12 protein-coding genes are annotated in these 13,712 nt (G+C 73.7%); 7 read left to right on the plus strand and 5 right to left on the minus strand.

Annotated elements, in window-relative coordinates; genetic code table 11:
• Window positions 1–236: 236 nt before the first annotated feature.
• On the minus strand, window positions 237–2,471 hold the full coding sequence (locus AB0D94_RS25130) for an acetate--CoA ligase family protein (RefSeq protein ID WP_362055770.1): 2,235 nt from the start codon (window positions 2,469–2,471) through the stop codon (window positions 237–239).
• A gap of 166 nt (window positions 2,472–2,637) precedes the next feature.
• Window positions 2,638–3,813 carry an NAD(P)/FAD-dependent oxidoreductase gene (locus AB0D94_RS25135; protein ID WP_362055773.1) on the minus strand — a complete coding sequence of 392 codons (1,176 nt, stop codon included), beginning with the start codon at window positions 3,811–3,813 and terminating at the stop codon, window positions 2,638–2,640.
• Between the two features lie 356 nt (window positions 3,814–4,169).
• Here AB0D94_RS25135 and AB0D94_RS25140 point away from each other — a divergent pair, with 356 nt between their 5' ends.
• From AB0D94_RS25140 to AB0D94_RS25155, 4 genes are all read left to right on the plus strand, one after another.
• Window positions 4,170–4,940: a maleate cis-trans isomerase gene (locus AB0D94_RS25140; protein WP_362055775.1), complete on the plus strand. Its 771-nt coding sequence runs from the start codon at window positions 4,170–4,172 to the stop codon at window positions 4,938–4,940.
• Between the two features lie 82 nt (window positions 4,941–5,022).
• Entirely contained in the window at window positions 5,023–5,475 is a 453-nt protein-coding gene (locus AB0D94_RS25145; protein WP_362055777.1) for a DoxX family protein, read from the plus strand.
• The gene (locus AB0D94_RS25150) at window positions 5,472–5,906 is read left to right on the plus strand and encodes a Zn-ribbon domain-containing OB-fold protein (RefSeq protein ID WP_362055779.1); all 435 of its coding nucleotides are present in this window, start codon (window positions 5,472–5,474) and stop codon (window positions 5,904–5,906) included. The genes AB0D94_RS25145 and AB0D94_RS25150 overlap by 4 nt, the downstream gene beginning before the upstream one ends.
• 306 nt (window positions 5,907–6,212) lie before the next feature.
• Window positions 6,213–7,943, plus strand: coding sequence for a hypothetical protein (locus tag AB0D94_RS25155; protein WP_362055781.1), 1,731 nt, complete (start codon window positions 6,213–6,215; stop codon window positions 7,941–7,943).
• A 109-nt stretch (window positions 7,944–8,052) separates the two neighbouring features.
• On the opposite strand, the gene AB0D94_RS25160 is transcribed toward AB0D94_RS25155, so the two are convergent.
• Window positions 8,053–8,748, minus strand: a complete 696-nt coding sequence (locus AB0D94_RS25160; protein ID WP_362055784.1) for a pyridoxal 5'-phosphate synthase — start codon at window positions 8,746–8,748, stop codon at window positions 8,053–8,055.
• A gap of 232 nt (window positions 8,749–8,980) precedes the next feature.
• On the opposite strand from AB0D94_RS25160, the gene AB0D94_RS25165 reads away from it, so the two are divergent.
• Window positions 8,981–9,562 carry a hypothetical protein gene (locus AB0D94_RS25165; protein WP_362055786.1) on the plus strand — a complete coding sequence of 194 codons (582 nt, stop codon included), beginning with the start codon at window positions 8,981–8,983 and terminating at the stop codon, window positions 9,560–9,562.
• A 13-nt stretch (window positions 9,563–9,575) separates the two neighbouring features.
• On the opposite strand, the gene AB0D94_RS25170 is transcribed toward AB0D94_RS25165, so the two are convergent.
• Complete coding sequence (locus AB0D94_RS25170) at window positions 9,576–10,802, minus strand: acetyl-CoA acetyltransferase (protein ID WP_362055788.1); 1,227 nt, start codon at window positions 10,800–10,802, stop codon at window positions 9,576–9,578.
• A 354-nt stretch (window positions 10,803–11,156) separates the two neighbouring features.
• Between AB0D94_RS25170 and AB0D94_RS25175 the strand changes: the two genes are divergently transcribed.
• Window positions 11,157–12,389, plus strand: coding sequence for an acyl-CoA dehydrogenase family protein (locus tag AB0D94_RS25175; RefSeq protein ID WP_362055790.1), 1,233 nt, complete (start codon window positions 11,157–11,159; stop codon window positions 12,387–12,389).
• The gene (locus tag AB0D94_RS25180) at window positions 12,389–12,874 is read left to right on the plus strand and encodes a nitroreductase family deazaflavin-dependent oxidoreductase (RefSeq protein WP_362055792.1); all 486 of its coding nucleotides are present in this window, start codon (window positions 12,389–12,391) and stop codon (window positions 12,872–12,874) included. The genes AB0D94_RS25175 and AB0D94_RS25180 overlap by 1 nt, the downstream gene beginning before the upstream one ends.
• Before the next feature lie 135 nt (window positions 12,875–13,009).
• Here the strand turns inward: AB0D94_RS25180 and AB0D94_RS25185 are convergent, their stop codons facing one another.
• The gene (locus tag AB0D94_RS25185) at window positions 13,010–13,657 is read right to left on the minus strand and encodes a TetR family transcriptional regulator (protein ID WP_362055794.1); all 648 of its coding nucleotides are present in this window, start codon (window positions 13,655–13,657) and stop codon (window positions 13,010–13,012) included.
• Window positions 13,658–13,712 lie beyond the last annotated feature (55 nt).

The raw sequence follows: 13,712 nt of genomic DNA on the forward strand, positions 1-13,712 counted from the left end.
GGCGCGTGCGGGTGGGGGTGCGGGTGGGGGTGCCGCTGCGCGGAGCTGGTCCCCGCCCCGCCCTTCCTCCGTTCCCCGGGGCTCCGCCCCGGACCCCGCGCCTCAAACGCCGGCGGGGCTGAAGAACGGGGCTCCGCCCCGGACCCCGCGCCTCAAACGCCGGCGAGGCTGAATTGGCCCCTGAGCTCCGCCCGGGGGTCCGCGGGCGGAGTGGGGAGCTGGCGGCGAGCGCAGCGTCAGTGGCAGATGGCCAGGGCGTCCAGGGCCACCGCGCCCTGGCCGCGGGGGAGGACCATCAGGGGGTTGATGTCCAGTTCGGAGAGTTCGTCCCCCAGTTCCAGCGCCATCCGCTGGACCCGCAGGATGACCTCGACCAGGGCGTCGACGTCGGCCGGGGGTGCGCCCCGTACGCCCTCCAGCAGGGGGTGGCCGCGCAGTTCCGTCAGCATCGCCCGGGCCTGGTCCTCGCCGAACGGCGGCACGCGGACCGCCGCGTCGTGCAGGACCTCCACCAGGACCCCGCCGAGGCCCACCGTCACCGTCGGGCCGAAGAGGTCGTCCTGGGTGACGCCGACGACCATCTCCACCCCGCGCTCGACCATCTGGCAGACCAGGATCCCGTCGAGCGGGATGTTCTCGTAGCGGGCTATGTCGGTCAGCTCGCGGTAGGCGTCGCGGATCTGGCTCGCGGACGTCAGGCCGATCTTGACCAGGCCCAGTTCCGTCTTGTGGCCGAGCTGGGGGCCCGAGGCCTTCATGACCACCGGGTACCCGACCAGGCCCGCCGCGCGGACGGCGGCCGCCGCGCTGGTGACGAGCTGCTCGCGGGGGACCCGGATGCCGTACGCGCGCAGCAGCTGTTTGGCCGCGTGCTCGCTGAGCTGCTGGCCCGGCCGCATCAGGGCCTGCGCCTTGCGGTACGAGGGCGAGGGTGTGCGCGGGGCTTCGTCGAAGGGGGAGCGGTAGGCCGAGGTGAAGCGGTGGTGGCCGAGGTAGGCGCGGACGGCGGTGATGCAGTTGCCGAAGGTGCGGAAGGTGGCCACGCGGGAGGAGCCGAGGAGCGTGGTGCGGTACGCGTCCTCCGTGCCGACCGGGGAGCCCCAGATCACGCAGATCAGCTTGTCCGTGGCCTCGGCCGCGTCCACCAGGTCCTGGGCGAGCTTGTCGCTCATCGGCGGGAAGGGGCCGGTGATCGGGCAGATCAGGACGCCGACGGCCGGGTCGGCGAGGATCGCGTCGATGATCTTCCGGCCGCGCCAGTCGCCCACCGGGTGGCCGCCGTTGTCCACGGGGTTGGCGACGTTGAGGTAGTCGGGGATCCACTGGTGGAGTTCCTGCTGCCTGGCCTCGGAGAGGGTGGGCAGGGTGAGGCCCGCCTCGGTGGCCAGGTCGGAGAAGTGGGCGCCGGTGCCGCCGGAGATGGAGTAGACGACGACCCCTTCGGCCTTCGGCTTGCGGGCCCGGGCGAGCAGGGCGGCGGTGTCCTGGAGTTCGTCGAGCCCGTCGACGCGGATGACGCCGAACTGCCGCATGGCGGCGTCCACGACGGTGTCGGCGCCGGTCAGCTTGCCGGTGTGGGAGGCGGCCATCCGGGCGCCCGTCTCGGTGCGGCCGACCTTGACGGCGACGACGGGGACCCCGGCCCGCGCCGCGCGGTCGGCGGCGAGCAGGAAGGACCGGCCGTCCTTGAGGCCTTCCACGTAGCAGGCGATCGCGCCGACCTCGGGCTGCTCGGCGAAGTAGGAGATGAAGTCGGAGGTCTCCAGGTCCGCCTCGTTGCCGGTGGGCGCCCAGTGGGAGAGCCGGATGCCCAGCTCCTGGAGGGTGTAGACGGGTCGGCCCTGGTGGCCGGACTGGGTGATCAGCGCGATGGCCGGGCCGTCGAGGTCGTCGCGGAACCTCTCGAAGGCGTTGAGGTTCGTGTTGGGGCCCAGCAGGCGCAGGCCCGAGCGGCCGACGGCGGCGGCGAGCCGGGCCTGGGCGGCGGCGCCCTCGTCGCCGGTCTCGGCGAAGCCGGAGGCGAAGGCGACGGCGAACTTCACCTTGGTCTCGGCCAGTTCCTCGATGACGGGGAGCGGGTCGGCGACCAGCAGCACGGCGAGGTCCACCTGTTCGGGCAGGTCCGCGACGCAGGGCGCGCAGGGCAGGCCGAAGACGGTCCCGCGGGTCGGGTGCACCGGGTGGATGCGGGCGCCGACGCGCTCGGCCCAGGCGATGAGCTGGCGGGTGATGCCGGTGTTCGGCCGGCCCTCGGCGTCGGAGGCGCCGATGACCGCGACCGATTCGGGCCGGAAGAACCGGTCCAGGTCGGGCACGTCGGAGTGCAGGGGCCGGCCGCTGACGTCGAGCGGGACCACGTCCTCGGTGGACGGCGCCGCCGTCGAGTGGACGGCCGTCCTGGGGGTCTCCCCGCAGGCCTCGACGCGTGCGCGGAAGTCGGTGGTGAGGGTGCCGTGAGTAGATCCAAGCATCGTTCCGCCCGCTCCTGCTCGATGAACATCGATGGAACCTCAATAACTGACGTGCAGTCAGATTACTGAACTGACGTGTCGTCAGGAACAGGGCTGCGCAGGAAAGCTGGTGGAGGAGATGTGGTGAACGGTGTCAGATTCCCTCTGGACGGGTCCAGAGCGCCGTTCAGGCCAGGGTGCGCAGCCGGCGGGACACGGCCGCGGCGATCTTCTCGGCGTCCCGCGCCAGCTCCCGCAGCATCCCGCTGATGGGGTTGGTGAAGCCGGTGAAGTACAGGCCGGGAGCCTGCGCCGGGGTCCGCGCGCCGTGCGTACGGGGCCGCCCGCGCTCGTCGAGTACGCCGAGGTCACCGACCAGGCCCTCCAGGGCGCGCCGGTACCCGGTGGCCGCGATCACCGCGTCCGGGGTGATCCGCGAGCCGTCCGCGAGCACCACCTCGGCGCCCTCGAAGGATGCGACGGCTGCGACCGGCTCGACCCGGCCGCCGCGGACCGCATCGATCAGGCCGACGTCCTGCACCGGGATGGCCCCCTGCCTGACCCGGCTGTACAGGCCGGTCTCCGGGCGCGGGAGCCCGTACGCCGACAGGTCCGGGACCGAGGCCCGTGCGACGAGCGCCCCCAGCCGGTCCACGAGCCCTACGGGCAGCCGCCGCACCAGGATCCCGGTCCGCTGGGCCGGCCAGCCCGCGGTGGAGCGGCGCACGATGTGCGGGGCGGTGCGCACGGCGAGGCGGACCCGCGCCGCGCCGCCCTCGACGAGGTCGACGGCTATCTCGGCGCCGGTGTTGCCCGCGCCGACGACCAGCACGTCCTGGCCGGCGTACGGCTTCGGGTCGCGGTAGTCGGCTGCGTGCAGCAGCCGCCCCGGGTACGCCTCGCGGCCGGGCCAGTCGGGCAGGGCGGGGGTGTGGTTGAACCCGGTGGCGACGACGACGGCGCCGGCCGTCAGCACCCGCCCGCCGCTGGCGTGCAGGGTCCAGCCGCCGTCGGCCGCGGGCTCGATCCGGGTCACCTCGACACCGGTGACGAGCTCCAGCTCGTGGAACTCGGCGTACTTCTCCAGGTACCGCACGAGGTCGTCGCGGGAGACCCAGCGTCCGAAGCGGCGCGGCACGGCCAGGCCCGGGAGGGCCGAGAGGCGGCGCGTGGTGTGCAGGTGGAGCCGGTCGTAGTGGCGGCGCCAGGACGCGCCGACCGCGTCGGACTTCTCCACGACCACCGCGCGGACCCCGCGGGCGCGCAGCGCGGCGGCCACGGCGAGACCGCCGGGGCCCGCGCCGATGACGTACACGGGGCGGGGCTGGGTGGTCATCTCGACTGCTGCGGGGGATCCGGACATGAGGTGTGATCGTATCGCCACGCAGCGTTGATGGGTCTCGGTCAAGGAGGGAATCGATTGCGGATCGATCACGGGCGGCATGGCCTGGGTCGGGCCGCCGGCCCGGGTCGGGGCGGGTCGGGTGTGCGTCCGGGGGGCCGTCCGGCTTGGGTCGGGTGTGCGTCCGGGGTCCGTCCGACGGGTGCGCGGTGGCCGTCCGGTGGCCATCCGGCGGCCGTCCGGTGGCCGTCCAGGGCCCCGTCCCGAGGCCATCCGGTGGGCCGATGGCGCGGCGCACGGCAGGGCGCCGGGCGAGGCGGCCCGTCCGCTGACACTGTGGGCCCCGCTTCCGCAGCGACTGGAGACAGGGGTGCGCCATGTGGCAGCCGGACGGCTGGGACGTACGGGTCCGCCTGGGGGTCCTCACCCCGCACGCCGACGTCGGCCCCGAGTCGGAACTGCGCGCCATGGCCCCCGCGGACGTGGGGCTGCACGCCGCCCGGGTGCCGTTCGGCGCGATGGGGAGAGGCGGCTCGATGGGTCCCACCATCGGGCCCGCTCCCGTACGGGCCTTCGCCGAGCCCCCGTACGTGGACGAGGCCACCGCACTGCTGGCGGCCGCGCCGGTGGCTGCGATCGCCTTCGCCTTCACCAGCTCCGCGTACGCCCTCGGCGCGCGCGGCGAGGCGCGGATGCTCGACCGCCTGGGGGCGCGCGCCGGAGGCCTGTCCGTGGTCGCCACCTGCGCCGCTACGACCGAGGCCCTGCGCGTCCTGGGGGTGACGCGGCTCGGCCTCGTGGACCCGCCGTGGTTCGACGCGGCCCTCAACGGCCTGGGCCGGGACTACTACCGGGACGCCGGCTTCGACGTGCCCTTCGCCGCCCCGTGCGGCCTGCCCAGCGGCCAGGCGCTCATCCGGCCCGAGGCCCTGCACGACTGGGTCGCCGCCCGCCTTCCCGACGAGGCCGAGGCGGTCGTCATCGGCGGCAACGGCTTCCGGGCCGTGGGGGTCATCGAGGCCCTGGAGGCCACCCTCGGCCGTCCCGTCCTCACCGCCAACCAGGTCCTCCTCTGGGCGGCCCTGCGCGCGGCGGGCGCCCCCACCGACGGCATCGGCGGCTACGGCGGGCTCTTCGCGCGTTCGTGAGCGCCGGGGCCTTGCGGGAACGCTCCGGATCCGCTGAACTGACGTACCGTCAGATCAATGGTGCGAGGGGTGGAGGCTGCCGATGCAGACCATCTGGCTCAGCGGGGCCGAATGGCTCGCCGTACTCCGGATAGGCCTCGGCCTGTGGTGGCTGGAGAGCTGGCGGCACAAGGACAAGAAGGGCTGGTTCGAACGCGGCACCGGCATCGCCTGGGCCGCCGACGTCGCGGGCAAACACCGCTGGACCTTCGTCAAGGGCGGCTTCGAACTGGTCGTGAAGCCGCGCCCCAAACTGATGGCGTACCTCGTCGTCTACGCCGAACTCGCCCTCGGGCTGGGCCTGGTCCTCGGCTTCCTCACGCCCGTCGCACTGGTCGCCGGACTGCTGCTGAACCTGCTCTACCTCGTGCTGATGATCCACGACTGGGCGGAGCAGGGTCAGAACGCGATGATGGCGCTCATCTCCCTCGTCGCGCTCCTCGCCATGAGCTGGCAGACCTGGTCCCTCGACGCGGCGATCGGACTGTTCCTGTGAACCCGCCCCCGGACACCGCGCGCTACGACCTCCCCGAGACGGACGAGTTCACCCGCCCCTACTGGGACGCGGCGGCCGAGGGCCGTCTCCTGCTCCGCCGCTGCGCGGACTGCGGGCGGGCGCACCACTACCCGCGGGAGTTCTGCCCGTTCTGCTGGGCCGGCGAGGACCGCGTGACGTGGGAGACCGCGAGCGGCCGGGCGACCCTCTACACCTGGTCGGTGATCCACCGCAACGACCTGCCGCCCTTCGGTACGCGCGTCCCGTACGCGGCGGCGGTGGTCGACCTGGCGGAGGGCCCGCGCATGATGACCGAGGTCGTCGACTGCGAACCGGCGGACCTGCGGATCGGGATGCGGCTGGAGGTCGCCTTCCGCGAGGCGGCGGACGGCGTGGCCGTGGCGGTGTTCCGCCCGGCGCGGACCGCCTGAGCCACCGCCGACGGGCCGCCTGAGCCACCGCCGACCGGACTGCCTGAGCCACCGCCGACCGGACTGCCTGAGCCGCCGCCGACCGGGCCGCCGGGGGGCGCCGAATTCGGCTGTCCGGAATTCGGGGACCTGTGGCTGGTATGCGCCGATTGGAGGGCCGCGACCGGTGTCGATCAGTGACGCCGGGCGGTTCTGGCGCCTTTGATCGCTGAATTACTCTGAGCGCGTTCAAAGCAGTTGGTGACCAGGCTTTGGGGGGATGCGCCTTTCGTGCGCCCGGAGCCGCACAAAGGGGAAGCAGCACACATGAAGCTCAAGCGCCTGGCCGTCGTGGCCGCCGCCGCCGTGGTCGGTCCCAGCGTCCTGATGGCCACGCCCGCGATGGCCGACGAGGTCAAGAACCCGGCGGTGACCACGCCGGACAGCGACCCCAAGGGCGACGCCCCGGCCTCGCAGACGGCCTACAGCGGCCCGAAGCTGGCGCTCGACGGCCTGCCGCAGGACGGGTTCAAGGCGGGCGGCGCGTGGACCGAGCTCACCCTGCGCATGGACAACAGCGGCGGCAAGAGCCTGTCGAGCTACGACCTGGGGCTGTTCTTCTCCGGCACCGACGTCCCCGTCAAGGGCGCGCACATCGAGGTGGAGCACCGTTACGCCGGCCACTGGCAGGCCGCCGAGCGGCAGGCCGGTCCGGGCCCGCAGACCGCGGTGTTCGACCTGCTGGCCGGGATCCCGGTCGCGCAGGACAAGTCCATCCAGATCCCGGTGCGCGTGCGCGTGGCGGCCGACGCCGCCGCGGCCCCGCTCCGGATCCAGGTCACGGGCACCAACCACACGAACGTCGACTCCGAGACGGCCACCTACACCTCGAAGATCACGCGCGAGCAGCAGGCCGCCGAGGGTCCCAAGCTCAGCCTCGCCGGGCTGCCCCAGTCGGGCTTCAAGGCCGGCGGCGACACCTGGCGCACGCTCACCCTGAAGGTGGACAACTCCAAGCGCCCCGGCACGAACGAGTTCAACCTCGGTGTCGACCTCGTCTCGCAGGGCGCCGACATCCGGGCCGACCAGGTCGAGGTGGAGTACCTCGCCACGACCGTCGACGGAATGACCTACTGGCACCCGGTCGAGGTCAGCCGGGAGAACGGCAAGCTCCGGATCTTCGACTACGGCGGCGAGTACAGCGCCGGTGAGCAGCGGGACCTGGTCATCCGGGTCCGGTTCGCCGGGGACACCCCCGCGACGGGCTTCTCGCTGAACGTGTTCGGCGCGGGCAACCCGCACCACGGCGGCGCCGTCGCCGACACCGTCACGTACTACTCCTCCGTGGCCCGCGACTCCGGCATCGTCGACGTCGAGGGCCCGAAGGTGACCGTCGACGGGATCCCCGCCGAGGGCTTCCGGGCCGGCGCGGACTGGCAGGAGCTCCAGCTCCACCTGGACAACGCGGGCAAGGGCGACCTCAAGGACTTCCTGGTGGCCGCCCACATGGGGCGCGGCTTCGACGAGGGCCCGTGGGTGACGCTCGCGCAGATCAAGGTCCAGGCCTACGGTGCCGACGGCTGGTACGACGTCGAGATGGACGGGTCTGAGGAACTCGTGGGCGGCGACCTCGGCCAGGTGTCGCTGAAGGCCGGCCAGAAGACCACGCTGAAGGTGCGCATCCGCTTCACCGGCGACACCGCCCCCGGGGCCTTCCACATGGTGTTCGGCGGCTACGCGAACACGGACAAGGGCGAGTTCGTCTCCTCCGCCACGGACACCATCGAGACCAAGATCCTCGCGGCGGGCGCCGGCGGCGGCAACGGCAACGGGGGCCAGGCCGGCGGCAACGGCAACCAGCCGAAGCCCGACGGCGGCGTGAAGCCGGTCGCCGACCAGAACGGCGGCGGCACGGCCACCACCCCCAAGGGCGGCCATCTCGCCACCGCCGGCGCCGACTCCGCCACCTCCTGGGCCCTCGGTGGCGCCGGCCTCGCCGTCGCCATGGGCGCCGCGCTCGTGGCCGGCACCGGCAAGCGCCGCCGTCCCACGGCTTAAGGCCTCACGGGCCCGCCGGGGTCCGCGCGCTGCGGCGTACGGACCCCGGACGGCCCGGACCGGAACCGGACAGGAACCGGACAGGAACCGGACAGGAACCGAACGGCCCCTAAGGCCACAGCAGTTCGCGGATCCAGGCGGCGTCTCCGGCCGGGCGCCGGTAGCGCAGGCGGGTGTGGCGGCGGGCTGCGTCGCCCTGGAAGAACTCCACCTCGGAGGCCTCCAGGACGTACCGCGTCCAGGTCGGGGCCGGGGCGTCCGGCTCCGCCTCGGCCCGCTCCCAGGCGGCCGCCGACGCCCGTTCCAGCTCCTCCCGGGAGCCGAGCACCTCGCTCTGCCGGCCCGTCAGCGCGGAGGCGAGCGCACCCCGCGAGCGCACGGCCAGGTCCGCCCTGCTCTCCTGCGGGCCGCAGGCCGTGACCCGGCCCCGGATCCGCACCTGCCGGGCCACGGACGGCCAGTAGAAGGCGAGCGCGGCCGCGGGCTGCCCGGCCAGTTGCCGGCCCTTGGCGCTGGTGGCGTGCGTGGCGAAGTGCCAGCCGCGCGAGTCGGCGTCGTGCAGCATCAGGATGCGCACGTCGGGCCGCCCCTCGCCGTCCACGGTCGCCAGGCTCATCGTGTGCGGCTCCGGCTGCCCGGCCCCGGCGGCGTGCAGGAACCACTCCCGGAACAGCGGCAGCGGCTCGGCCGGCGCCGTCCCGGTGTCGAAGACGGGCAGCGGGTTCTCCCATACGCGCAGGGAGTGCAGGGTGGCGTGGAAGGCGCCGCTGCCGGCCCCGCCGGTCTCGCTCGTCTGGCTGGTCATGGGGTCAGGCTAGTGCTGTGGCCGGGAAGGTTCGCCGGGTCGCGGTGTCCGGTGCGGTGCGTCGCAAGGCGGAGGGCCACGGCTCGTACTGGACGTACTTGCGTGGTCCGACAACGCCGCGAGGCGCCGTGCCGGGCGCCGCGACCCGGTGGACCTTCCCGGTCACAGCACTAGATGCCCGTCCCCTCCCCGCAGGCGCCACTTCGGACTCGCTCATCTAGGGTGCGGGCCCATGAACGTGCACAGAGGTATGGCGCGGGGGCTGTTCGCCCTCGCCGGGATACTCGCCGGGGCGGCGGTCGTCGCCCCGCTGTCCAACAAGCCCGGCGGCTTCGCCGTCCTGGCCGAGCTGGACGAGCCCCTGCTCATGGGTTCCGGAGCGGCCCTCGCCCTCGTCGGGGCCCTCCTGCTCTCCTCCCGCCGCCGCGCCGCCCGTACGGTCGGGAGCCACGGCCTGGTGTGGGTGCTGGTCCTGGCCGCGTCGTGCGTCCCGGTGTACCTGATCGCCACCGACCCCTTCCCGTCCGTCGAGTACGACGTCCCGGCCCCGGACGGCGCCGCCCGCCGCCTCGTGGTGGAGCGCACGTCCCCGCTGACCGACCCGGTCTGGGAGGTCTACGTGGACGACGGCAGCTTCCCCGTGGCCCGCCGCTGGCCGGTGGCCCGGTTCGACGAGATGGCGCCCTGGCCGCAGCACGTCCGGAAGGCGCGATGGGTCTCCCCGGACGTCATCAGCCTCACCGACGCCGACCACAACCAGCACGAGATCCGGCTCTCCCCGGAGGGCAGGCCGCTGGACTCCCTCGTCTGGTAGGGGTGGGCCGCGCTCACCCCCGTCCCAGGATCACCGTCCCCGAGGAGCAGAACCAGCCTCCCGTCCCCGAGGCCAGCGCCACCTCCGGCAGCCGGCCGCCGGCTTTGGTGACCTGGCCCGCTCCGGCCTCGCCGCGGAGCTGGCGGACCGCCTCGACCAGGAGGAAGAGGCCGCGCATGCCGGGGTGGCAGGCCGAGAGGCCGCCGCCGTCGGTGTTGACCGGGAGTTCGCCGTCGCGCAGCAGGCGGCCCTTCTCCACGAAGGCGCCGCCCTCGCCCTTCGCGCAGAAGCCGAGGTCCTCCAGGGTCACCAGGGTCATGTAGGTGAAGGCGTCGTAGATCTCCGCGAGGTCCACGTCCGCGGGGGTGAGGCCCGCCCGTCGGAACGCCAGCCTGCCCGAGACGGCCGCCGGGGACACCGTGAAGTCCTCCCACTCCGACATGGTGGTGTGCGAGACGGAGGTGCCCGCGCCCAGGATCCACACCGGGGCCTTCGCGGTGTCCGGTACGTAGTCCTCCGCCGCCAGCAGCACCGCGCAGCCGCCGTCCGAGCGGATGCAGCAGTGCAGTTTGGTGAAGGGGTCCGCGATCATCTCGCCGGACAGGACCTCCTCGACCGTGATCGGCTCGCGGAACATCGCGTCCGGGTTGGTGGCCGCGTTCGCCCGGGCCTGGACGGCCACCGAGGCGAGCTGCTCCAGCGTGGTGCCGTACTCGTGCATGTGGCGGCGGGCGGCCATCGCGTACTTGGAGATCAGCGTGTGCCCGTACGGGACCTCGAACTGGAGCGGACCGCGCGCGCCGAAGGAGAGGTTCGAGGTCCGCCGCCGGGCCTTGATGTCCGCGCGGGCGGTGGATCCGTAGACCAGCAGGACGGCGTTGGCGTGCCCGGCCGCGATGGCGTCCGCGGCGTGGGCGGCCATCACCTCCCAGGTGGAGCCGCCCACCGAGGTGGAGTCCACCCAGGTGGGGCGCAGACCCAGGTACTCGGCCACCTCCACCGGTGCGAGGGTGCCGAGGCCGGCCGAGGCGAAGCCGTCGATGGCGGAGCGGTCCAGGCCGGAGTCGGCCAGGGCCCGGCGGGCGGCCTGCGCGTGCAGGGCGTAGGGGGTGGGGCCGTCCACCCGGCCGCAGTCGGAGAGGGCGACGCCGACGACCGCGACCCGGCGGCGGGGGGTGCCGGCGGCGGGGGCGGAGGCGGATGCGGGCCCTCGGAGGGGCCCGGGCGTGGGTCCAGGCATGGGCCGACGGTACATCTGACGGAACGTCAGATGCTAGACCCCCTCCGGGGCGGGAACCCGGGGCCCGCGCCTGCACCCCGCCGCCCCACTTCGGGGTGGTGGCCTGGCGCTCCGCGGTCCGTGCCGCCGGACCCCTCCGGGTGGAAATCGGGCGCTCCGTGAGCCGCGACCGGTGCTGCTGGTGCTCCGCACCCCCCGGGAGGGCCGGTGCCTGCCGTGCCGGTACCGGGCCCGGCGTCCGTGTCGGGGCCGGCGTCGGCGGGGCTTCCCGCAGGGAGCGGGGCCCGCCCCCTGTGCTTCTGGCGTCGGCCGCCCTAACATGACGGCCCGTCAGATACGGGGAGGAGCCCGACGATGGATGCCGCCTTCACCGCGGAGCAGGACGAGATGCGCCGTACCCTGCGCGAGATCCTGGGCAAACGCTGCGGCCCGGACGAGGTCAAAGCCGCCGTCCGCACCGCCGCCGGACACGACCGCGAGCTGTGGCAGCAGCTCTCCCAGCAGCTCGGGCTCCCGGGCATCGCCATCGCCGAGGAGTACGGAGGCGTCGGCTGCACCCCCGCCGACCTGGCCCTGGCCTGCGAGGAGACCGGCCGGGCGCTGCTGCCCTCACCGCTGCTGGCCACCGCCGTGCTCTGTGCGCCGCTGATCACCGCCCTCGGCACCGGGGCCCAGCGCGCCGCACTCCTCGCGCCCCTCGCGGCCGGCGGGCTCACCGCCGCCCTCGCCGTCCCCGGCCCGGCCCTGGCCACCGCCCTCGCCCTGAGCGGCGACAACACCGCCGGGGACTGGGCCGGCGGCGGCCGCGCGGGCGGGGTGCAGGCCCGCGCCGACGCGACGGGCGGCGGCTGGCGGCTCTACGGGGAGAGCGCCCAGGTCCTCGACGGGCACAGCGCCTCGCTGCTGCTGGTCGCCGCGCACACCGGCGGCTTCGCGCGGAGCCGCACGCTGCTGTTCCTCGTACGGGAGGACGCGCCCGGCCTCGTCCGCACCCGCCAGGCCGTCCTCGACGAGACCCGCCCGCAGGCCAGGATCCAGCTGCGGGACGTCCCCGCGGAACTGCTCGGCGAGGACGGGAACGGGGACGGGGGCGGGGACGCGGGCGGGGGCGACGGGGCCGACGTGCTCGGGGCCCTCGCCGCCACCGGGCGGACGGCCTGCACCGTTCTCGCCGCCGAGGCGGTCGGCGCGGCCGGGCAGGCCCTCGCCCGCACCGTGGAGTACGTACGCCAGCGCGAGCAGTTCGGCCGGCCCATCGGCTCCTTCCAGGCGGTCAAGCACCGCCTCGCGGACCTGTACGTCCAGGTCCAGGCCGCCAGGTCGGCGGCCTACTACGCCGCCTGGGACCCCGAGCAGGGCGGCCTCGCCCTCGCGCAGGCCCTGGAGGCCCTGCGGGTCACCGCGGGCGAGGCCATCCAGCTGCACGGAGGCATCGGCTTCACCTGGGAGCACGACGCACACCTCTACTTCAAACGGGCGGCGGCCGACGAGCTGCTGTTCGGCCCCGTCCACCGGCTGCGGGCCCACGCCGCGCACCGCGCCGGACTCTTCACCTCCCCCACGGAACCCGAGAAGGTGGCCGTCTGATGGCTGTGGCTCCCGGCGTCGGCGTCAAGCTGATGCAGAAGGTCTCCTCGACCATGCTGTTCGCCAAGATCGCACCGCACTTCATCCCCGCCATGGACCGGGCGGTGCACAAGCTGACCCGCGGCAAGGTGCTGCTCAGCGCCCGGATGCTGCCGGGCGTGATCCTCACCGCCAAGGGCGCGAGGAGCGGCGAACCGCGCACCACCCCGCTCGCCTGCATGCCGGAGGACGGCGGGACGAGCTGGCTGCTGATCGGCTCCAACTTCGGCCGGCCCGGGCACCCGGCGTGGACCGGAAACCTGCTCAAGCACCCGGACGCGGACGTGAGTTGGAAGGGCCAGGACATCGCCGTACGGGCCCGGCTGCTGGAAGGCGAGGAGCGCGCGGAGGCATGGACCGCGGTGCTGAGGTTCTGGCCGCCGTACGCGACGTACCAGGCGCGCATCGAGCGCGAGATCCGGCTGTTCCGCCTGGAGCGTCGCTGATCGCAGGCGGTCTCGGACGCACGCCCGTCACCTGGCGCGCGGGCAGGGCCGAACCGGCGGTGTGCCGGTGTCGTTCCGGGCGGCGGCCCCCTCCGGGTGTCGTACCGGGCGGCGGACCCCTCCGGGGGTCCGCCCTTACCTGGTGGGCTTCTTGCCGGTCATGCCCAGGTGGACGAGGAGGGCCAGGTTCGGCTTCAGCTCGGCCTGCTTGACTCCCCAGGTCTGGAAGCCCTTCTGGTGCGAGGCGACCGCGGCCAGCATGGCGACCAGCGAACCGGCCATCGCCGCCGGGCTGAGGTCCTTGTCGACCTTGCCCTTGGCCTGGAGCTCCTTCATCGACTCCGTGAGGGAGTTGGTGACCGAGTTCAGGATCTTCATGCGGATCTTGTAGAAGCGCTTGTCGCCCTCGGCCGCGCCGAGGTCGACGACCCGCAGGATCGCGTCGTTGCGACGCCAGAAGTCCAGGAATCCCTCGACGAGTTCTTCTGCCGCAGCCCAGCCGGCCTTGCCGACCCAGTTGCGGCCCTCGACGAGCGAGGTCAACTGTGCGCCTTCGGTCGCCATTTGCTCGGCGATCTCCAGGACGGCACCCTCGACGTCCGGGAAGTACTGGTAGAAGGTCGCGGGGGAGGTACCGGCCTTGCGGGCGACATCGATCACTTTGACGTCGCGGTACGGCGAGGAGCTGAGCATCTCGCTCAGGCAGTCGAGCAGCTTCTGCCGCGTCGCCTGGCCGCGCCGGCCGGCGACACGCCCGTCGACGGTGCGTACTTGTCCTGTCATGCCGTCAGCTTACCGAGGGGTGATCGGCGCGCTATTCGGCCGCCTGCAAATGGGG

This window comes from Streptomyces sp. NPDC048255 (assembly GCF_040652415.1).
In the GTDB taxonomy this organism is placed as follows: domain Bacteria; phylum Actinomycetota; class Actinomycetes; order Streptomycetales; family Streptomycetaceae; genus Streptomyces.